A 20,163-nucleotide genomic window follows, 5' to 3' on the forward strand; every position below is an offset into this window, starting at 1 on the left:
CAGCCGCTAAGCCAGCTGCTAAAACTGCTGCTGCCAAACCAGCCGCTAAGCCAGCTGCTAAAACTACTGCTGCCAAACCAGCCGCTAAGCCAGCTGCTAAAACTACTGCTGCCAAACCAGCCGCTAAGCCAGCTGCTAAACCTGCTGCTGCCAAACCAGCTGCCAAGCCAGTCGCTAAAACGGCAGTTGCCAAACCGGCCGCTAAACCCGCTGCTGCCAAACCAGCCGCTAAGCCAACTGCTAAACCTGCTGCCGCCAAACCGGCCGCGAAGCCCGCTGCCAAGCCAGCGCCCGCAAAGCCAGCTACTCCAGCAGCACCCACTGCTACTCCGGCAGCAGCCACCGCTCCAACTGCATCGGCCAGCAGCACCCCTGCACCGGTAGCGCCAAGCACCACCCCAACCAGCGCTTCCTAAGTATTGGTGGCCATGGCGCGCAATTGCAGCAGCGCGTCGTGGTCAAGGTTGGCGGCTTCGGTCGCCAGGCCTTCAAGCCATTCTTGCTGACCCGGCACCTCATTGATCGGCCACGCCTGCGCCAGCGCTTCCAAGCGCGCCAGCAGCGTTCTTTCGGCCTCCAGTTCCAGCGTCTTGACCTGCTCTCGTAGCAATGCCAATTGCGCATCCTGCTGGGCCAAGGCTCGCCATTGCCCGCGCATTTGTCGCAAGGGTTCGACAACCTGCACCCGCCACGGCTGGGCAATCTGCTGCAGTGCCTGAACGCGTTCGGGCTTATATGCCACACCTCGCCATTCCAGCCACGCACCACACAACAACAGGCACACGTCTGCCCCTTGCTCCTGCAAGCGCAGGCAAGCGGCCTCCACGCCCGGGCGGGCGTAGGTCGAAAGGGCGAAGCTCCACAGGTCAGCGCACATATTCACACCCAAGCCAGCGGCCAACGAAGCTGGTAGACTCCGCCGCCATTATGATCCGACTTCAAAGCCTAACATTACAGCGTGGCCCGCAACGTCTTCTCGAAGACGCCGAGCTGACCCTGCACGCCGGTCACAAAGCCGGCCTGATCGGAGCCAATGGCGCCGGCAAATCCACGTTGTTCGCCTTGTTGCTGGGTGAGCTGACCCCGGATTCGGGGGACTGCCTGCTGCCGGCCGACTGGCGCATTGCTCATATGCGCCAGGAGATCGACACCCTGGACCGTATCGCCATCGACTACGTGCTCGATGGCGACCTGCGCCTGCGCCAGGTGCAGCACGACCTGGCTGAGGCCGAAAAAGCCCAGGACGGTGCCGCACAGGCGCGCCTGCACTCGGAGCTGGACAGCGCCGACGGCTATACCGCCGACGCCCGTGCTCGCAAGATGCTCGCCGGCCTTGGGTTTACCAACGAACAGATGGACCGTCCGGTCGCGGACTTCTCCGGTGGCTGGCGCATGCGCCTGAACCTGGCCCAAGCGCTGATGTGCCCCTCGGACCTGCTACTGCTCGACGAACCGACCAACCACTTGGATCTCGATGCGATCCTGTGGCTGGAAGACTTCCTCAAGAGTTACCAGGGCACCTTGCTGCTGATTTCCCACGACCGGGATTTCCTCGACGCCGTGGTCGATAACATCGCCCATGTCGAACAGAAGAAAATCACCCTTTACCGTGGCGGCTATACCGCGTTCGAACGCGCGCGTGCCGAACGCCTGGCCCAGCAGCAACAGGCCTTTGAAAAGCAACAGGCGCAACGTGCGCACATGGAAAGCTACATCGCAAGGTTCAAGGCCCAGGCTACCAAGGCCCGCCAGGCCCAGAGCCGGATCAAGGCCCTGGAACGCATGGAAGAGCTGTCGGCGGCCCACGTCGATTCGCCGTTCGACTTTGTCTTCCGTGAGTCGGTGAAGATCTCCAGCCCGCTGTTGGACCTCTCGGACGCTCGCCTTGGCTATGGCGACAAAACCATCCTTGAGAAGGTCAAGCTGCAGCTCACGCCGGGCGCACGCATCGGTTTGCTCGGCCCGAACGGTGCAGGCAAGTCGACACTGATCAAGAACCTCTCGGGTGAGCTTGAGCCGCTGGCCGGCCGCCTGACCCGTGGCGAGAACACGGTGGTGGGTTACTTCGCCCAGCACCAACTGGACTCGCTGGACGCCAAGGCAAGCCCGTTGTTGCACCTGCAACGTCTGGCGCCGACCGAGCGCGAGCAGACCCTGCGCGACTTCCTTGGCGGTTTCGACTTCCGTGGCGCGCGCATTGACGAACCTGTGCTGAATTTCTCCGGTGGCGAAAAAGCCCGACTGGCCCTGGCCCTGATCGCGTGGGATCGCCCGAACCTGTTGCTGCTCGACGAACCGACCAACCACCTGGACCTGGAAATGCGCCTGGCGCTGACCATGGCCCTGCAGGAGTTCAGCGGTGCAGTATTGGTGGTGTCTCACGACCGTCACCTGCTCAAGAGCACTACCGACAATTTCCTGCTGGTCGCCGACGGCAAGGTCGAAGAGTTCGACGGCGACCTGGACGACTACGCGCGCTGGCTGACGGAATACCGCCTGCGCAATGCGCCGGCCAGCAACACGCCGGTCAACCCGGACAAGACTGACAAGAAAGCCCAGCGCCAGGCCGCCGCCGCGCTGCGCCAGCAGTTGGCGCCGCACAAGCGTGAGGCCGACAAGCTGGAAGCCGAACTGGGCAAGGTGCATGAGCGCCTGGCCAAGATCGAAGCCAGCCTGGGCGACAGCGCCGTGTATGAGGCGGCGCGCAAGGACGAGCTGCGTGACCTGCTGGCCGAACAGGCCAAGCTCAAGGTGCGCGAGGGGCAACTGGAGGAAACCTGGATGGAGGCCCTCGAATTGCTCGAAACCCTGCAAGCGGAGCTGGAGGCGCTGTCCTGATGGAAGCGTTGCAATTGCCAGTCCCGGTGCAATGGATCGAGCCCATCTGGATTGGCGTGCAAATCCTGCTGATCCTGCTGGCCGGCTACCTGGCCCAGCGCTTTGTCGCCAAAGGCCTGACACGCCTGGGTGAGCGCTACCCGTTTCCGCCGCAATTGTTGATGCCCCTGCGCGGTGGCTTGCGCTGGCTGATCATGGGCAGTGCACTGATCTTTGTATTGGGCCGCCTGGGTGTGTCGGCCACGGTGTTGTGGACGGCCTTGTCGGGCTTTGTCGCGGTGGCGGCCGTGGCGTTCTTCGCCATGTGGTCGGTGCTGTCCAACCTGCTGTGCGCGATACTGATCTTTACCGTCGGGCCGTTTCGCCTGGGTGATATCGTCGAGCTGGTGGACACCGTCGACAAGCCGGGCGTGAAGGGCCGGGTCGTGGCGATCAACTTGCTCTACACCACGCTGATCGAAGTCGAGGAAGCCGGGACCAACAGCGCGATGGTGCAGGTGCCCAATAGTCTGTTCTTCCAGCGCTCGGTACGCCGTTGGCCCGGCTCTGGCACCAACATCCTGTAGGAGCAAGCTTGCTCGCGAAGACCGTCAACGATAACGCAGCGCTTGCAGTCAGCCCGCATCGCCTGTGCATTTTTCGCGAGCAAGCTCGCTCCTGCAGAAATCTGTAGCCAGCCTTTGGTCGCTGGAGTTAGCTTAAGGCACAACCGCTAACTCCCTTGCGAGGTGTGCAATGGCTCTCGATACATGGCTGGCCTTTTTCCTGGCCAGTTGGATCATCTCCCTTTCTCCTGGCGCCGGTGCCATCGCCTCGATGTCTAGCGGCCTACAGTACGGTTTTGTGCGTGGCTACTGGAACGCCATCGGCCTGCAACTTGGCCTGGCGATGCAGATTGCTGTGGTCGCCGGTGGTTTGGGGGCCATTCTGGCGGCCTCGTCTACTGCGTTCTATGCGATCAAATGGTTCGGCGTGGCCTACCTTGTGTACCTTGCCATCAAGCAATGGCGCGCTTTACCCATGGACATGACCGATGACGCCGCCGTGCGCCCGATCGGCAAACCGATGGCGATGATGTTCCGCGGCTTTCTGGTCAACGCCAGCAACCCCAAGGCGCTGGTATTCATGCTGGCGGTGCTGCCGCAGTTCGTGAACCCGCAGGCGCCGTTGTTGATCCAGTACCTGATCCTTGGTGCGACCATGATCAGCGTCGATATGATCGTGATGGCGGGCTACACAGGGTTGGCCTCGAAAGTCTTGCGCCTGTTGCGTACGCCTAAACAACAGAAACGTGTAAACCGCACCTTTGCTGGCTTGTTTGTCGGCGCTGCCGGTTTCCTTGCGAGCCTGCATCGCGCCACGGCCTGACCAAGCGACTGGCTCAAAAATGTGGGAGCGGGCTTGCTCGCGAATACGGTATATCAGTCAAAGAAAATAGTGACTGAAGCACCGCATTCGCGAGCAAGCCCGCTCCCACATTGGTTTTAGGGTGATAAGAAATAACACCTTGAGTCGAATCCATTAAAGCTCAACAATAGTGTTACTTCGTATTTCCACTTGAGATTCATTCATGACCGCCCCTTTCCGCTTTCTCGCCTGGCTGCTGTTGCCGGCATTGCTGTCGTGCAGCCTCAATCTGTCGGCCGCGACCGCCGAGGGCGCGCCGCAAGCCCTGCATTTGCTTGACTACATTGGCGCCGACTACCCACCGACGGTAGAGGCGGGCAAGGTGGTGGATGACTCTGAATACCGCGAACAAGTCGAGTTTCTCGGGGTATTGCAGGGGCTGGTGGCGGAGTTGCCAGACAAGCCTGAGCGCGCCGAGCTGGTAAAGGGCGTTGATGAGCTGCTGGCCGCGGTCACTGCCCACCAGGACGGCGCGAGCGTTGCCCGCCAGGCTCGTCAATTGGGCGCCAAGCTGGCCGTGGCGTATGAAGTCAGCCAGGCCCCGGCCATCACGCCGGACCCGACGCGCGGCGCGCCGCTCTACGCCCAGCATTGTTCGGTGTGCCACGGCACAACGGGCGCCGGCGATGGCCCGGCAGGCGTGGGCATGACCCCACCGCCGGCTAACCTGCGCGATGCAACGCGCCTGGACCGCCTGAGCCTCTACGCGATCTATAACACCCTCGGCCTGGGCGTCGAAGGCACCGACATGCCGTCATTCGCTGACCAACTGGACGACCGCCAGCGTTGGGACCTGGCAACCTATATCGCCGGCTTCACGGCCGACCCGGCCGCTGCCAAAGGCGAGCAGACGTTCAACCTTGCCGACCTGGCCCGCCAGACCCCCACTGAAGTACTCGCCGCTGACGGCCCTGGCGCTGCGGCGACATTCCGCGCCCAGCGTGCGCAGCCGCCGCAGGTTCAGCGTGGCCCCGCGCAGTTGCTCGACTACACTGCCGCCACCCTGGACAAGAGCCTCGCGGCTTTCCGCAACGGCGACCACGAGCAGGCTTACGATCTATCCGTCGCAGCCTACCTGGAAGGCTTCGAGCTGGTGGAAAGCTCCCTGGATAACGTCGATGCCAATGTGCGCAAAGACACCGAGAAGGCCCTGATGGCCTATCGGCAATCGTTGCAGGACGGCTTGCCTATCGGGCAGGTGCAGCAGCGCTTGGATGCAGCCAAAGGCAAACTCACTGAATCGGCTGGTTTGCTGGGCGGCGATGGCCTGAGCTGGTCGTTGAGCTATATCTCCGGCTTGCTGATCCTGCTGCGTGAAGGCCTGGAAGCGATTCTGGTGCTGGCCGCGATCCTCGCCTTCCTGCGTAACACCGGCCAGCAATCGGCGGTGCGCAGCGTCAACGTCGGCTGGGGCCTGGCGCTGTTGGCAGGTTTGGGTACCTGGGCCTTGGCGGCCTATGTCATTGACGTCAGCGGCGCCCAGCGTGAGTTGCTTGAGGGCTGCACGGCGTTGTTTGCCAGTGTGATGGTGCTATGGCTCGGCGTGTGGATGCACGACCGGCGTCACGCGGCGGCCTGGCAGGACTACATCAAGAGCAGCCTGGTGGGCGGCGGTGGGCGTTTCGGGTTTGCCGTGCTGGCGTTCTTCTCGGTATATCGCGAACTGTTCGAAGTGATCCTGTTCTACGAAACCCTGTGGCTGCAGGCCGGCCCTGCCGGGCACAACGCGGTGCTGGCCGGTGGTGCCACGGCGCTGGTGCTGCTGGTGGGCCTGGCCTGGGTGATCCTGCGCGGTTCGGCGAAGTTGCCCCTGGCGCTGTTCTTTGGCATCAACGCCGCGTTGCTGTGTGCGCTGTCGGTGGTGTTCGCCGGGCACGGTGTGAAAGCCTTGCAGGAAGCGGGCATTTTCGGCACGCGGCCAGTGGCGTTCTTTGACTTCGACTGGCTGGGCATCCACGCCGATGCGTACTCGTTGGGGGCACAGGCCGTGGCGATCCTGGCGATTGTGGTGTTGTATGGCCGTAGCCGCCTGACCGAAAAGCACCGGGCGGCGGCGTAGCATGCGCGTGTGGATCGACGCCGACGCCTGCCCTCGGGCGGCCAAGGACCAAGTGGTGAAGTTTGCCCTCAAGCGCCAGTTTGAGGTGGTGCTGGTCGCAGGGCAAAGCCAGATCAAGCCTAGCTTTGCCTGTGTGAAGCTGATCGTGGTGCCCAGCGGGCCGGATGCCGCCGATGATTACCTGGTGGAGCACGCCGTGCCCGGCGAACTGGTGATTTGCAGCGACGTGCCCTTGGCCGATCGACTGGTGAAGAAGGGCATCACGGCCCTCGACCCGCGTGGCAAGGAGTTCAGCCCTGCGAACATGAGCGAGCGGTTGGCGGTGCGCAACCTGTTCACCGACCTGCGCGAGCAAGGCCAGATGGGCGGCGGCCCGCCGCCCCACAGCGAAAAGGACAAGCAGGCGTTTGCCAATGCGCTGGACCGAATTCTTACCCGCTTGATGAAACCAGCCTGATCTGTGGCGAGGGAGCTTGCTCCCGCTGGGCTGTGCAGCAGCCCCAAAGCCGTCGTCAGTGTTTTATCTGAATCACCGCGTCAGCTTAGATGGGGCGGCTTCGCCACCCAGCGGGAGCAAGCTCCCTCGCCACAGGTGCATCCCCATCAGTCGTTTTCGTGGGTTAATTCCAATACCCGATCCACCAGCTTGTTGATGCCGGACGCCACCTCGCTGATGTTCTTGCCCAGCATATAGGCCGGTGTACTCACCAGCTTGCGCGCCTGGTCCTCGACGATATCCTCCACAGTGCATTCGACGTGGGTGGCGCCCATCTTGTCCAGGGCTGCGGCGGTGCTGGCATCGTTGCCGATGGTGCAGGTCACGCCAGGGCCGTAGATCTTGGCGGCCAGGGCCGGCGAAATGCAGATCAAACCCACCGGCTTGCCCGCTTCGGCAAAGGCTTCAGCCAGTGCCAGCACCTGGGGGTTGATGCTGCAGCCGGCGCCTTCCACGGCAAAGTTCGACAGGTTCTTGGCCGCGCCAAAACCGCCCGGCACGATCAGCGCGTCAAAGTCTGCGGCGTTGGCTTGGCCAATATCCTTCACGGTGCCTCGAGCGATGCGCGCGGATTCCACCAGCACATTGCGAGACTCGGGCATTTCTTCGCCCGTGAGGTGGTTGATCACGTGCAACTGCGCAACGTCGGGTGCAAAGCATTCCACTTGAGCGCCGCGCTGGTCCAGGCGCAGCAGGGTGATCACGCTTTCATGGATCTCTGCGCCGTCGTACACGCCACAGCCGGAAAGGATCACTGCAATCTTTTTGCTCATGGGCATTTCTCCTGATTCATGGCGTTAAATGTCTACTAATTTGTAACCTCTTGCCAATGGGAACTCACGTCGCTGCACCTAATCTTGATGTAACAAAAATAGACCGGACTAGCCCATGGACTTTGTGCCTTACGCAGTACCGTTTTTTATTGCCCTGATCGTGGTCGAGTTGCTGGCCGACCGTTGGCGTGGCGTGCGCAACTACCGAGTGGCGGATGCCATCAACAGCCTCAGCACCGGAGTGCTGTCCACCACCACAGGCTTGCTCACCAAGGGCGTGGGCCTGCTGACCTACGCGTTCGCCATCGAGCACCTGGCGCTGTTCGAATTGCCTGCCCAGAGTGCCTGGACCTGGGTGTTTGCCTTTGTGTTCTATGACTTCTGCTACTACTGGCTGCACCGCATGGGTCATGAGCGCAACATACTGTGGGCCGCGCATTCGGTGCATCACCAGAGCGAGGACTACAACCTCAGCACCGCTTTGCGCCAGACCAGCACCGGTTTCCTGCTGAGCTGGATCTTCTACTTGCCCCTGGCGGTGGTTGGTGTGCCACTGGTGGTGTTTATCAGCGTGGCGTCGCTCAACCTGCTGTATCAATTCTGGGTCCATACACGCCATGTTCCCAAGCTTGGCTGGTTCGAATGGTTTTTCGTCACACCGTCCAATCATCGGGCCCACCATGCGCAGAACGCTCTCTACATGGATCGCAACTACGGCGGGGTGTTCATTATTTGGGACCGACTGTTCGGTACCTTCCAGGAGGAAGACGATAACGAACCGTTGATTTTCGGTGTGACCACACCCTTGGCCAGCTGGAACCCGCTGTGGGCCAACCTGCAGTTTTATGCGCAACTCTGGAGTGACGCCCGGCGTACTGAGCGTTGGTGGGACAAGCTGCGTATCTGGTTCATGCGCACCGGCTGGCGCCCGGCGGACGTCAAGGCCAAGTACCCGATGGCCAAGCCGGACCTGAGTCAGTTCCGCAAATTCGAGGTGCCGCTGGATGTGCGCCAACAGGTCTACATCGCCTTGCAGTTTGCGGCCTATGTAGGGTTTGGCAGTTATCTGATGAATTTCGGTGAGGGCTTGCCCTCCACGGCGCTGGTCCTTGGCTGGGGCACGATGGCGCTGGGGTTGTTTACCCTGGGCGTGGCGCTGGAGAATCGCCCATGGGCGCTGAAGGCCGAGCTGGCGCGCCTGGCGCTGAATGTTCCCTTGGTATGGCTGGCGCCGCTGGTGGGGTTGTGGCCCGCCAGCAATCTGGGCTGGCTGGGCCTGGCGAGCTACAGCCTGCTCAGCATCATCGGCCTCTACTGTTGCAGAAGCCGGCTTACTCGGTTGGTGTCTTAGGCGTTTCGACCGAGGCTGGCTCGTTAGCCAGCCGAGCCTTGGCCTCGGCACAGGCTTGGCGGGCGATGCGGGCATTCTTGAAGCGACGGCGCAGCCACAGGCCAAAGCCCAGCACCAGCAAGGCGGCCAATACCCACAACTCGTATTTCTTGACGCTGCCGAGCATTCCTTCCAGCACTGCGCCGAAGTGATAGGCTGCCGCCCCCAGTGCCGCGGCCCAGATCGCCGCGCCAATACCGTTCAGAACCAGGTAGCGCAACGGTGGGTAGCCGGACAGGCCAATCGCCACGGGCATCACCGTGCGCAACCCGTATACGAAGCGGAAACTCAATACCCAGATATCCGGATGCTTGCGGATATGTTCCAGTGCCTTGTCGCCCATCAGTTGCCAGCGCGGCTTGCGCGCCAGCAACTTGCGGCCGTGCTTGCGCCCCATGTAGTACCAGAGCTGGTCGCCGGCGTAGCTGCCAAAAAAGGCAACGACCACCACCAGGTTGATATCCATGTAGCCACGGAACGCCAGGAAGCCTGCGAGTACAAGGATGGTCTCGCCTTCGAAGAACGTGCCGAGAAAGAGGGCAAAGTAGCCGAAGTCATGCAGAAATTGTTGAAGCATGGTCTAGGGTGCTGGCGAAATGAACGCGCAGCCTACGCCTTCACGAAGATTCATGAAAGTATCGAGATGTGTCACGAAGTGAACAATTCCTACGCAAATGACGAATGGGACTACAGGTCGTGTCGATAAGCACAACTGTCATTCATTCGTCATAATGGCCGCTTATAACTGCAACGCTCGCCCGTAAACACGGGCTCAGGAGTCTGTCGTGAGCTTTACCCCTGCCAATCGCCTGTTCCCCGCCACCCGTCTGCGTCGCAATCGTCGTGATGATTTTTCTCGTCGCCTGGTACGTGAAAATGTACTGACCACGAATGATCTGATCCTGCCGGTTTTCGTGCTCGACGGTGAAAATCGCCGGGAAGCGGTGGCGTCGATGCCGGGTGTGGAGCGTCTGACCATTGACCTGTTGCTTGAAGAGGCGGCGAAGTGGGTCGAATTGGGCATCCCGGCGCTGGCGCTGTTCCCGGTGACCCCGGCCGAACTCAAGACCCTGGACGCCGCCGAAGCCTGGAACCCCCAGGGGATTGCCCAGCGTGCCACCCGTGCCCTGCGCGAGCGTTTCCCGGAGCTGGGCGTGATCACCGACGTGGCCCTGGACCCTTTCACCACCCACGGCCAGGATGGCATTCTTGACGAAGACGGTTATGTTCAGAACGACATCACCGTCGATGCACTGGTCAAGCAGGCGTTGTCCCACGCGGCTGCGGGCGCCCAGGTGGTTGCACCGTCGGACATGATGGACGGACGCATCCAGGCGATTCGCGAAGCCCTTGAGCTGGCCGGTCACGTCAATGTGCGGATCATGGCCTACTCGGCCAAATACGCCAGCGCCTACTACGGCCCATTCCGCGATGCGGTAGGCTCGGCGCTGAACCTGGGCAAGGCCAACAAGGCCTCGTACCAGATGGACCCGGCCAATAGCCAGGAAGCCCTGCACGAAGTGGCCACCGACCTGGCCGAAGGCGCCGATATGGTGATGGTCAAGCCGGGGATGCCTTACCTGGACATTCTTTACCGGGTCAAAGAGGAATTCAAGGTGCCGACCTTTGTCTATCAGGTCAGCGGTGAATACGCCATGCACATGGCGGCGATCCAGAATGGTTGGTTGAGTGAAGGGGTGATCCTCGAATCCCTGACTGCCTTTAAACGTGCCGGCGCTGATGGCATTCTGACCTACTTCGCCGCCCGCGCCGCCCAATTGCTTAGAGAGCAACAATAGCCCTCACAGGAACACTCGATGAATACCGAAGGACTCTCAGAAGTTGCCGTAAAAGACGCTCACCCGGTGGTTGAACAAGTCGCCCAGACCCCGCCGGAGCTGGAGCCTGCACCGCCTGCGGTGGTGGCCGAAGCGCCTGCGCCGGCGCCAGTGCCAGTGGTCACCAACCTGGATGACAGCAGCCTGTACATCCACCGCGAGTTGTCACAACTGCAATTCAACATCCGCGTGCTCGAGCAGGCGCTGGATGAGTCCTACCCCTTGCTGGAACGGCTGAAATTCCTGCTGATTTTCTCCAGCAACCTGGACGAGTTCTTCGAGATCCGTGTTGCCGGCCTCAAGAAGCAGATCACCTTCGCCCGTGAGCAAGCCGGTGCCGACGGCCTGCAACCGCATCAGGCCCTGGCGCGTATCAGTGAGCTGGTGCACGGCCATGTGGACCGCCAGTACGCGATCCTCAACGACATCCTGCTGCCGGAGCTGGAAAAGCATCAGGTCCGCTTCATTCGTCGTCGTCACTGGACCGCCAAGATCAAGACCTGGGTGCGCCGTTACTTCCGGGACGAAATTTCGCCGATCATCACGCCTATCGGCCTCGACCCGACGCACCCGTTCCCCTTGCTGGTGAACAAGAGCCTCAACTTCATCGTCGAACTCGAAGGTATCGACGCTTTCGGCCGCGATTCGGGCCTGGCGATCATTCCAGCGCCGCGTCTGTTGCCTCGGATCATCAAGGTACCGGAAGAGGTAGGGGGCGCTGGCGACAACTATGTATTCCTGTCGTCGATGATCCACGCGCACGCCGATGACCTGTTCCAGGGCATGAAGGTCAAGGGCTGCTACCAGTTCCGCCTGACTCGTAACGCCGACCTGGCGTTGGACTCCGAAGACGTTGAAGACTTGGCCCGTGCCCTGCGCGGCGAACTGTTCTCACGGCGCTATGGCGATGCGGTGCGCCTGGAAGTGGCGGACACCTGCCCGAAACATTTGTCGGACTACCTGCTCAAGCAGTTCAACCTGGCCGAGTCGGAGCTGTACCAGGTCAACGGCCCTGTAAACCTGACGCGCCTGTTCAGCATCACCGGCTTGGACAGTCACCCGGAGCTGCAATACAAGCCGTTCACTCCGCAGATCCCGAAACTTTTGCAAAACAGCGAGAACATCTTCAGCGTGGTGAGCAAGCAGGACATCCTGCTGCTGCACCCCTTCGAGTCGTTCACCCCGGTGGTCGACCTGCTGCGCCAGGCTGCCAAGGACCCGCACGTCCTGGCCGTGCGCCAGACCCTGTACCGCAGCGGTGCCAACTCGGAAATCGTCGATGCGTTGGTGGATGCTGCGCGTAACGGCAAGGAAGTCACCGCGGTGATCGAGTTGCGGGCGCGCTTTGACGAGGAGTCCAACCTGCAACTGGCCAGCCGCCTGCAAGCGGCCGGTGCGGTGGTGATCTACGGCGTGGTCGGCTTCAAGACCCACGCCAAGATGATGTTGATTCTGCGCCGTGAGGCCGGTGAAATTGTGCGTTACGCCCACTTGGGTACCGGCAACTACCACGCCGGCAACGCGAAGCTCTACACCGACTACAGCCTGCTGACATCCGATGATGCGCTGTGTGAAGACGTCGGCAAGTTGTTCAGCCAGTTGATCGGCATGGGCAAGACCTTGCGCATGAAGAAGCTGCTGCACGCGCCGTTCACCCTCAAGAAGGGCATGCTCGACATGATTGCCCGCGAGACCCAGTTCGCTCTCGACGGTAAACCGGCGCACATCATCGCCAAGTTCAACTCGCTGACCGATCCTAAGATCATCCGCGCGCTGTACAAGGCCAGCCAGTCCGGTGTGCGCATCGACCTGGTGGTGCGTGGCATGTGCTGCCTGCGCCCCGGCATTGTGGGCGTGTCGCATAACATCCACGTGCGCTCGATCATCGGCCGCTTCCTGGAGCACACACGCGTGTTCTACTTCCTCAACGGCGGCGAAGAGCAGATGTTCCTCTCCAGCGCCGACTGGATGGAACGCAACCTCGACAAGCGTGTGGAGACCTGCTTCCCGGTAGAAGGCAAGAAGCTGATCATGCGGGTCAAGAAGGAGCTGGAAAGCTACCTGACCGACAACACCCATAGCTGGAGCCTGCAGTCGGATGGGCGCTACGTGCGTAACACGCCGACCGGCAACCAGAACCCGCGCAGCGCGCAGGCGACGTTGCTGGAGAAGTTGGGTAGCCCGATTCTGACGGTGAACTAGCCCAGGCATACGCAATTCCATGTGGGAGCGGGCTTGCTCGCGAATGCGGTGTGTCAGTCAATGCATCTGGTGACTGATCCACTGCATTCGCGAGCAAGCCCGCTCCCACATTTGTTCTGCAGAATGCTTTTAGATTTGCTTAGCGCAGGTTCAGGCTGAACCCTACCCGCGTCAGCCATTCCGCTTCCTGGGCGAAGTCCGCCTGGGTCAGCTGGTTTTCATCCAGCCAGCCTTTGGGGAACATCACTTCCAGGCTATCGCCATCGGCGTGCAGTTTGACCTGGGGCATTTCCTGGGTGCCGCGGATGTGGTGGAACAGGATTGCAAAGCGCAGCAGCGCACACAGGCGGATCAGCTTGATGCCGTCTTTACCGAACTCGGCAAACTTGTCCTTGGGAATATTGCGACGATGGCCGCGTACCAGCAGCGCGAGCATCTGTTGGTCTTCCCGCGAGAAACCGGCCAGGTCCGAGTGTTCGATCAGGTACGCGCCGTGCTTGTGATAATGGTAGTGGGCGATGTCCAGGCCGACCTCATGCACCTTGGCTGCCCAGCCGAGTAACTCGCGCCAGACGCCGTCTTCCAGGTCCCAGTCCTCGGCCACCTGGTCGAAGGCGTGCAAGGCTTTGCGCTCGACGCGGGCGGCTTGCTCCAGGTCGACGTGGTAACGCTCCATCAGCGAGCTGAGGGTGCGCTCTCGCACGTCTTCATGATGGTGCCGGCCCAGCAGGTCGTAGAGCACACCTTCGCGCAGGGCGCCGTCACAGTGGTCCATGCGTTGCAGTTCGAGGGCGTCAAAGATGGCTTCGAGAATCGCCAGGCCCGCAGGGAAAATGGCGCGACGGTCGGGCTTGATGCCGTCGAAGTCGATTTTCTCTGCATCCCCCAGCTTGAACAGCTTGCGCTTGAGCCACGCCAGGCCTTCGGCGTTCACCTCACCGGTGCCATGGCCACCGGCCTTCAAGGCCAGGCCAATGGCACGGATGGTGCCGGACGAGCCGATGGCTTCATCCCAGGTCAGGCGATGCAAGGCATGTTCGATGCTCATGATTTCCAGGCGTGCTGCGGTGTAGGCCTGGGCATAACGCGCCGGGGTGATCTTGCCATCCTTGAAATAACGCTGGGTGAAACTCACACACCCCATCTGCAGGCTTTCACGCAGTAGGGGTTCGAAACGCTGGCCGATAATGAACTCGGTGCTGCCACCGCCAATGTCTGCCACCAGGCGTTTGCCGGGCGTGTCGGCCAGGGTGTGGGACACGCCGAGGTAGATCAGGCGTGCCTCTTCACGGCCCGAGATGACTTCCACCGGGTGCCCGAGGATTTCCTCGGCGCGATGGATGAATTCGTTGCGGTTGCGCGCTTCGCGCAAGGCGTTGGTGCCAACGATACGCACCGCGCCAGGGGGCATGCCGTTGATCAGTTGCGCGAAACGCTTGAGGCAATCGAGTCCGCGCTGCATGGATTCTTCATTGAGCTTGCGCTCGTCGTCGATCCCGGCGGCCAGTTGCACCTTCTCGCCGAGCCGCTCAAGGATGCGGATCTCGCCGTTCTGGGCCTTGGCCACGACCATATGAAAGCTGTTGGAGCCCAGGTCGATGGCGGCGATCAAGGACAGATTCTTGGCTTGGGATTGCGGCATGGTTTGGGGGTCTCGGTCGATAACCTTGCCATCGTGCCACGATCGACGGCTGGCGCCAACGCGTAGTGCCAGAGGAATTTTCCCCAATCACTCATCAGAAATTGTGAATGCCGCTTGTAGGAGGTGGTTGCGATAGCTGTGTTATTGGGTCAGGAGTCGCTGTAGTTCATAACTTGCAGTGTGCGTAATTTCTGGATGGTCAACTTAGTCCTACATGTGTATGCATATTTGTCTTGGTTTTTTGTGTTTGCTCCTACAGTAAACAATCTAAATGTGAGCCGTTTTCGCAGAGCTGTCTTACGTTGATTGAGGTATTTTTCCGGCTTAATTATTTATGTATGGCGCCGATACTGCCGGTCGGCAATTAAGCCGTGGCGGTAATTATTTGTCGCTCAGGGCTTGTGCAAGGGGGTAGTTATGCGTGTGGGGTTCAACAAGTGAACACCTCACATCGCTGACTATAGGTGCTGTTTTTACATGTTCAGGAAATTAAGGTGCTCAGATGAAGAGCAAAGGGTCAGTGCCGGCGGGACTGCTTCTGGCTGCTGTAGATTTAAGCGTCGAAGCAGCCAATCTATGAGTGAAGGGTATTAATGGCCCCGCCCGTTGCAGTTTAACACTATGAGTTCGATGGCAAGCAGCCTGCGCTAGAGCTGTGTTATTTCCGATAGTTGTTGTGTCGGCAGTTTTAGTGATGAGCGATATCGGTTTTTTGCTAGCGAATCCATTTCTATGTCTATGCAGGATGTAAGATCATGAAAGTAAAGTTTGTTTTGGTGGCAGGTATGGTGCTTTCGGTGGCTAGTCTGAGTGCTCAGGCCTCAGAGTTGCGCGTAAAGGGGGCCATTGTTCCTGCCAGTTGCAGTTTTACAATGACTAATGCCGTTTTCGATTATGGTGATATCCGGCCGTCGAGCCTAAGCGAAACTCAGTATACGCGTTTGACGGCGAAGTCTACGCCGTTCGCTGTTAAATGCGAGGGAGCTGCACTCACTGCGGTTGGGCTCAAGGCGGTGGATAATCGTTCATCCAGCAAAGTGCCAGGTATCGTTAGCTCAATAGACCAGGGCTACACTGATAACTACAACTATGGATTGGGTTTGTCGTCCAAAGGACAAAAAATAGGGGGTTATGCCGTACATGTTCAAAACTCTATTGCTGATGGGCGAACCGTCCGTACATTGACTTCCGCAGACAATGGCAATACATGGACGAACTATCGAAGCAACGCGTTGGGTCAAGGCGGCGATGTCATTGCCTGGTGGGGTGGTTCAGGAGCGCAAACACCACTTAAGGTTAATTCGGTATCGGGGAATATTCAGATTATTACCTTTATTAATAAAAAGTCCGCGCTCGATGTGGGCAGTAAAATCGAGTTGGACGGTCACGCAACCTTGGAGCTTCGTTACCTCTAGGCTCCTATTCGTACTTCCTTGATCAGATAATTCGCATCGGTGTGTGGGTGATAGCGCAGGCCTAATTATCATCGGGTTTGATCTGATATTTATCGTTATGTTGAGAGTGCTAAAAATGAATAAGACGATGTTTGTAATGAGTGTCGCGTGCTTGGCGTCCCTTGGTTTTCATGCTCAAGCTGCTGACCTGAGTGTGAAAGGAACGATTGCCCCCGTCAGCTGCAGTTTCACGATAACCAATTCGGTTTTTGACTACGGAAGGATTGATCCGAATTCCCTGAGTCCGACGCGTTATACACAGTTGGCTAAAAAGACAACGCCTTATTCGATCAAGTGTGCCAGCAATGTCAAGACAACGGTGGCGATCAGGGCGTCGGACAATCGTGCAAGCTCTCGAATTCCTGGCATGATGCTCAGTCTTTTTGGCAGTAATTATAAAGATATTTATAACTTCGGATTGGGTGCTACGTCCCAGGGGCAAAAGATTGGTGGGTATCTGATCCACCTACGTAATTCGGTGGCGGACGGTGTAGCGGTGGGGATTGTTGGCTCCGAGAATAATGGCGGATATTGGCATACGAATAGCACCCAAGCCGTCGGCCATACCTCCAACCTTACGGCTTGGCGGGCAGGAAATGTCTACGCACCTATCAAGCTTAATACAGTGGCAGGCCAAATTGAAGTGTTGCCTGTTATCAATAAAACATCAGAGTTAAATATGAGTAATCAGATTAATCTGGACGGTCAGGCTACTTTAGAGCTGCGCTATCTATAACTAGGTTCGGAAAGGGGCCGAGCAGAGCCACGCTTTATTAAGCGGGCTTTGTGTCGGCCAATATTTCTTTCGCAAAGCCTGTGCGCACAAGTGGGTAGTGAAGTGATGGTTAAAAGATTTCTTAAATCATGCTTGTTAATAGGTTTTTTCTTGCCGGCGGTGCTGTTTGCCGACGGTATGCGTCCTGATACCACCGTCATTGTGCTACATGAGGCAGAAGGTGAAGTCAGCATTAACGTCACCAACACGGATAGCAGTCCGGCACTGCTGCACTCGGTTATTGAGGATGTCCCGGAAGATACCGAGCAACTGATTGTTGTCACCCCACCGGTCACACGTGTGGATGCAGGAGAGCGTCAGATGGTGCGGTTTCTTTCAATAGGCACCGAACCACTCAAGACCCAGCGCCTGAAGCGTGTGTCCTTCGAAGGAATTCCTCAGGCACAACCTGGTTCCGGTGCGACCATTGGTATCAGCCTTCGGCAGAACCTTCCGCTGATCCTGCATCCCAAAGGCTTGCCAAAGAACGATGCGCCTTGGGAGTTACTGACCTGGCATCTTCAGGCCAACGTCTTGAGTGTGCGCAACGACAGCCCCTACGTAGTTCGCTTGGCGGCAGACGTCCGTCTTAATCCGCAACGAGTGACGGCCAGCCTTGCTCGTACCTACGTGCTGCCTGGCGAAGTGTTGCAGGTGGCCTTGGACAAGCCTGTACCCGGTGCGACCTCGGTCACCCTTGAACCCGCGACCGTCTACGGCTTCGCTGTCGATAGCTACGATGCGCTGCTCATCACGAATGCGCCGTGACCGTTCATGAACACAACCAATGGCAATTTCGGTGCAGCTCCCGACGACTTGAATCATGTACAAAAGCGTGAGGCGCTTTTCAGGCGAAGCGGGCTGAGCCTGTCGGTGTGCATGGCAATGATGGCGGTGGTGGTCACGGATGCTTCTGCCGCCCGTGTATCGAGCATTTCCGGGTTCGACTTGGAAACGCTGCAGGCGCGGGGTATCAGCCCTTCGGTTGCCCACTATTTTCGTCATGCGCCACGTTTCAGTGAGGGTGTGAGGGTCGTGGACCTGCACGTCAACGGTGAGCGGATAGGCTTGACGGATGCTCGGTTCGATAAAGAAGGTGAGCTATGCTTTACCCGTAGTTTGCTTGATCGTGGCAGCTTGCGGGTACCTTCCTCGGTGATCGACAAAAGTGTCCCCCCCGAGCAAGCCTGTCATGACTTCAAAGCCGAATACCCTGAGACAGTAACGACATTGCGTCCTGGCAACGAAGAGGTGTCGTTGGTGGTGCCTACGCAAGCGCTGCGAGACGTTCAGCGAGACTCCGGCAGCTATGCGCGCGGAGGCGCGGCAGCGCTACTCAATTACGACGTCCAGGCAATCAACAGTCACTCCAGGGCGGATACCTATCGGTATCTTTCAGCCTCCACAGAGGTGGGCTTCAATTTTGGCGATTGGATTGCCCGCAGCCGCCAGCTTTATATTTCCAACGATCGCCGCACAACGGCCGAACACCTTTTCGCCTATGCACAACGGGATTTCTTGCCTTTGGCTTCGACCTTCCAGGTCGGTCAGATATCGAGCAATAACCCGGTGTTTGGGGGAGTACAACTGACGGGCGCGCAGATTTTCCCCGATGGTATTGAAAGTGGTGGCAGTCACAATGGCGTGGTAGTCGAAGGGCGAGCCCTGAGCCAGTCAAGGGTGGAAGTACGGCAATCCGGCGCGTTGATCTATACCACGGTCGTTCCTGAGGGGCCTTTTACGCTGACCAATCTGCCCTTGCTCAACGGCACCAGCGACCTTCAGGTCACGGTGATAGAGACCCAGGGCGGGCAGCGCAGTTTTATCGTGCCGGCTGCTACGTTCCGCGCAGTGGTCCCCGTGAAGTCTGGATATACAGCTTCTTTGGGCAAGATCCGCGAGGTGGAGGGGAGAGGGGCCAAAGAGCCCCTGCTGGCCATGGCCAGTGGTACGTGGGCTGTGGGCAAGGACAGCGCGGTCAGCGCAGGGGTACAAGGTACCGATAGCTACAATGCGGTGGGGCTTGCCCTGGACAGCAGCTTTTCCCAGCGCTTTTCCCTGGGGGTGCGTAACAACTTGTCCCGGGATCATTCAACAAACGTACAAGGCGCGCGCAACAGTGTGTCTGTGAGCGTCGGCCTGCCTGCGAATGTACAGATGTCCTTGAGTGCCACTGCGCAGACACCGGGCTATCGTGACGTCATCGATACAGTGACGCCTCATGTAAACGATGTGGATGGTTCGCGATTCAAGAACCAGTACACCGTAGGATTCAGTTGGGCGGACCCTCAGTTGGGTGGCTTCTCAATCGGTTATAACCGGGGGGCCGATTTCAAGAGCCGGATTACCCAGAATATCTACGGCACGTGGAACAAGAGCTTCAGATATGCCAGCGTCGGTGTGACCGTGGACTCTCAGATTGGCCAGTCCAACAGTGCCGATGACCGGAACGATGACGGACTGGGTATTCGACTGCAGGTCAGTGTTCCCTTGGGCCGTGATCGGAGCCTCAGCGCATTCGCTCGACGTCAGGGAGAGCGCTCCAGTATCGGCACTGCCTATGATGAGCGTGTCGACGAGACGCTGAACTACCAGATACGCAGCGACAGAGACTTCGCAGGGCATCGTGAGCACACCCTGGGCGGCACGCTCAACGCGTCTTCTCGTTACGCGCAAGTGGGGCTGGGGCTGAATCGTGACTCGTCCAGCACCAGTTACTCCGGGCAATTGCAAGGGGCGGTGGTCGCCCATTCTGAAGGTTTCACATTGTCGCCGTATCGGGTTGAGGACACGTTTGGCGTGGTCTCGGTGGGCGAGGTTGCCGGTGCTCGTCTTACCACACCTCAAGGGCCGGTTTGGACCGACCCGTGGGGCAAGGCTGTGATCGCCAGTTTGCCGGCTTATCAATCGAGCGTGTTGGAACTGGAAGGCAAAAGCCTACCTCGCCAGATGGATATCAAGAACGGTACCAAGGTCCTGGAAGCGGGCCGTGGGTCCTTCAACAGGGTCGATTTCGAAGTAATCAACGTACGCCGGGTACTGCTGCGCGCTACGGATATACACGGCAAACCATTGCCTCAGGGCGCTGCCGTGCTGGGGCCAGAAAATGCATTGCTGACCACGGTGGTTGGGGATGGGATGATTTTTCTCAGCAACGTCGACGCCCCCCAGTCCCTTAAAGTCTCTTCCAGCACAGTGTCCTGCGCGCTGCAACTCGACCTTCCGGAGCAAACCTATAATGGCAAATTCTACGAAACCGCTTCGGCGGTCTGTGGGTGAGATGGCCCGC

Annotated in this window: 17 protein-coding genes; 13 read left to right on the top strand and 4 right to left on the bottom strand. The window is 59.2% G+C overall.

Annotated elements, in window-relative coordinates; genetic code table 11:
* On the top strand, positions 1–416 hold a 416-nt coding region (locus OC445_RS05690), incomplete at its 5' end, for a hypothetical protein (protein WP_262020015.1).
* Here the strand turns inward: OC445_RS05690 and OC445_RS05695 are convergent.
* Complete coding sequence (locus OC445_RS05695; protein WP_034129036.1) at positions 413–877, bottom strand: TIGR02444 family protein; 465 nt, start codon at positions 875–877, stop codon at positions 413–415. The two genes, OC445_RS05690 and OC445_RS05695, sit on opposite strands and share 4 nt — an antisense overlap.
* A 50-nt stretch (positions 878–927) precedes the next feature.
* Here OC445_RS05695 and abc-f point away from each other — a divergent pair, with 50 nt between their 5' ends.
* From abc-f to OC445_RS05720, 5 genes are all read left to right on the top strand, one after another.
* Entirely contained in the window at positions 928–2,838 is a 1,911-nt protein-coding gene (gene abc-f / locus OC445_RS05700; protein ID WP_014720438.1) for a ribosomal protection-like ABC-F family protein, read from the top strand.
* Complete coding sequence (locus tag OC445_RS05705) at positions 2,838–3,404, top strand: mechanosensitive ion channel family protein (protein WP_003195372.1); 567 nt, start codon at positions 2,838–2,840, stop codon at positions 3,402–3,404. Before abc-f ends, OC445_RS05705 begins: the two co-directional genes overlap by 1 nt.
* A gap of 169 nt (positions 3,405–3,573) precedes the next feature.
* Positions 3,574–4,206, top strand: coding sequence for a LysE family transporter (locus OC445_RS05710; RefSeq protein WP_005792425.1), 633 nt, complete (start codon positions 3,574–3,576; stop codon positions 4,204–4,206).
* Positions 4,207–4,408: 202 nt separating this feature from the next.
* Complete coding sequence (locus OC445_RS05715) at positions 4,409–6,304, top strand: FTR1 family protein (RefSeq protein WP_198790956.1); 1,896 nt, start codon at positions 4,409–4,411, stop codon at positions 6,302–6,304.
* A gap of 1 nt (position 6,305) precedes the next feature.
* Positions 6,306–6,761: a YaiI/YqxD family protein gene (locus OC445_RS05720; protein WP_034129032.1), complete on the top strand. Its 456-nt coding sequence runs from the start codon at positions 6,306–6,308 to the stop codon at positions 6,759–6,761.
* 146 nt (positions 6,762–6,907) lie between these two features.
* On the opposite strand, the gene elbB is transcribed toward OC445_RS05720, so the two are convergent.
* A complete protein-coding gene (gene elbB / locus OC445_RS05725; RefSeq protein WP_089041512.1) occupies positions 6,908–7,573 on the bottom strand; it encodes an isoprenoid biosynthesis glyoxalase ElbB in 666 nt (221 codons plus the stop codon).
* A gap of 115 nt (positions 7,574–7,688) precedes the next feature.
* On the opposite strand from elbB, the gene OC445_RS05730 reads away from it, so the two are divergent.
* Positions 7,689–8,924 carry a sterol desaturase family protein gene (locus OC445_RS05730; RefSeq protein WP_070415500.1) on the top strand — a complete coding sequence of 412 codons (1,236 nt, stop codon included), beginning with the start codon at positions 7,689–7,691 and terminating at the stop codon, positions 8,922–8,924.
* On the opposite strand, the gene OC445_RS05735 is transcribed toward OC445_RS05730, so the two are convergent.
* Positions 8,905–9,540, bottom strand: a complete 636-nt coding sequence (locus OC445_RS05735; protein ID WP_034129029.1) for a DedA family protein — start codon at positions 9,538–9,540, stop codon at positions 8,905–8,907. The two genes, OC445_RS05730 and OC445_RS05735, sit on opposite strands and share 20 nt — an antisense overlap.
* Before the next feature lie 208 nt (positions 9,541–9,748).
* On the opposite strand from OC445_RS05735, the gene hemB reads away from it, so the two are divergent.
* Together hemB and ppk1 are read left to right on the top strand one after the other, a co-directional pair.
* The gene (hemB, locus tag OC445_RS05740; RefSeq protein ID WP_034129028.1) at positions 9,749–10,762 is read left to right on the top strand and encodes a porphobilinogen synthase; all 1,014 of its coding nucleotides are present in this window, start codon (positions 9,749–9,751) and stop codon (positions 10,760–10,762) included.
* Between the two features lie 18 nt (positions 10,763–10,780).
* Positions 10,781–13,003, top strand: coding sequence for a polyphosphate kinase 1 (gene ppk1 / locus OC445_RS05745; protein WP_054896006.1), 2,223 nt, complete (start codon positions 10,781–10,783; stop codon positions 13,001–13,003).
* A 139-nt stretch (positions 13,004–13,142) separates the two neighbouring features.
* On the opposite strand, the gene ppx is transcribed toward ppk1, so the two are convergent.
* Positions 13,143–14,645 (bottom strand): exopolyphosphatase, encoded by a 1,503-nt coding sequence (gene ppx, locus OC445_RS05750; RefSeq protein WP_003195352.1) that lies wholly within the window; start codon positions 14,643–14,645, stop codon positions 13,143–13,145.
* Between the two features lie 755 nt (positions 14,646–15,400).
* Between ppx and OC445_RS05755 the strand changes: the two genes are divergently transcribed.
* The 4 genes from OC445_RS05755 (at position 15,401) to OC445_RS05770 (ending at position 20,153) form a co-directional block, all read left to right on the top strand.
* The gene (locus tag OC445_RS05755; RefSeq protein ID WP_181124098.1) at positions 15,401–16,060 is read left to right on the top strand and encodes a DUF1120 domain-containing protein; all 660 of its coding nucleotides are present in this window, start codon (positions 15,401–15,403) and stop codon (positions 16,058–16,060) included.
* 115 nt (positions 16,061–16,175) lie between these two features.
* Positions 16,176–16,835, top strand: coding sequence for a DUF1120 domain-containing protein (locus OC445_RS05760; protein ID WP_157717968.1), 660 nt, complete (start codon positions 16,176–16,178; stop codon positions 16,833–16,835).
* Positions 16,836–16,940: 105 nt separating this feature from the next.
* Positions 16,941–17,642 (top strand): fimbria/pilus chaperone family protein, encoded by a 702-nt coding sequence (locus OC445_RS05765; RefSeq protein WP_081095710.1) that lies wholly within the window; start codon positions 16,941–16,943, stop codon positions 17,640–17,642.
* A 6-nt stretch (positions 17,643–17,648) separates the two neighbouring features.
* On the top strand, positions 17,649–20,153 hold the full coding sequence (locus OC445_RS05770) for a fimbria/pilus outer membrane usher protein (protein ID WP_280089505.1): 2,505 nt from the start codon (positions 17,649–17,651) through the stop codon (positions 20,151–20,153).
* The last annotated feature ends 10 nt before the right edge of the window (positions 20,154–20,163 follow it).

The sequence above is a fragment of the Pseudomonas sp. Pse35 genome, assembly GCF_024519715.1.
Lineage (GTDB): Bacteria > Pseudomonadota > Gammaproteobacteria > Pseudomonadales > Pseudomonadaceae > Aquipseudomonas > Aquipseudomonas paracarnis.

Coding starts and splice junctions, on each gene's coding strand:
- OC445_RS05695 (WP_034129036.1), bottom strand. CDS start 877: ATGTGCGCTGACCTGTGGAGCTTCGCCCTTTCGACCTACGCCCGCCCG.
- abc-f (WP_014720438.1), top strand. CDS start 928: ATGATCCGACTTCAAAGCCTAACATTACAGCGTGGCCCGCAACGTCTT.
- OC445_RS05705 (WP_003195372.1), top strand. CDS start 2,838: ATGGAAGCGTTGCAATTGCCAGTCCCGGTGCAATGGATCGAGCCCATC.
- OC445_RS05710 (WP_005792425.1), top strand. CDS start 3,574: ATGGCTCTCGATACATGGCTGGCCTTTTTCCTGGCCAGTTGGATCATC.
- OC445_RS05715 (WP_198790956.1), top strand. CDS start 4,409: ATGACCGCCCCTTTCCGCTTTCTCGCCTGGCTGCTGTTGCCGGCATTG.
- OC445_RS05720 (WP_034129032.1), top strand. CDS start 6,306: ATGCGCGTGTGGATCGACGCCGACGCCTGCCCTCGGGCGGCCAAGGAC.
- elbB (WP_089041512.1), bottom strand. CDS start 7,573: ATGAGCAAAAAGATTGCAGTGATCCTTTCCGGCTGTGGCGTGTACGAC.
- OC445_RS05730 (WP_070415500.1), top strand. CDS start 7,689: ATGGACTTTGTGCCTTACGCAGTACCGTTTTTTATTGCCCTGATCGTG.
- OC445_RS05735 (WP_034129029.1), bottom strand. CDS start 9,540: ATGCTTCAACAATTTCTGCATGACTTCGGCTACTTTGCCCTCTTTCTC.
- ppk1 (WP_054896006.1), top strand. CDS start 10,781: ATGAATACCGAAGGACTCTCAGAAGTTGCCGTAAAAGACGCTCACCCG.
- ppx (WP_003195352.1), bottom strand. CDS start 14,645: ATGCCGCAATCCCAAGCCAAGAATCTGTCCTTGATCGCCGCCATCGAC.
- OC445_RS05755 (WP_181124098.1), top strand. CDS start 15,401: ATGAAAGTAAAGTTTGTTTTGGTGGCAGGTATGGTGCTTTCGGTGGCT.
- OC445_RS05760 (WP_157717968.1), top strand. CDS start 16,176: ATGAATAAGACGATGTTTGTAATGAGTGTCGCGTGCTTGGCGTCCCTT.
- OC445_RS05765 (WP_081095710.1), top strand. CDS start 16,941: ATGGTTAAAAGATTTCTTAAATCATGCTTGTTAATAGGTTTTTTCTTG.
- OC445_RS05770 (WP_280089505.1), top strand. CDS start 17,649: ATGAACACAACCAATGGCAATTTCGGTGCAGCTCCCGACGACTTGAAT.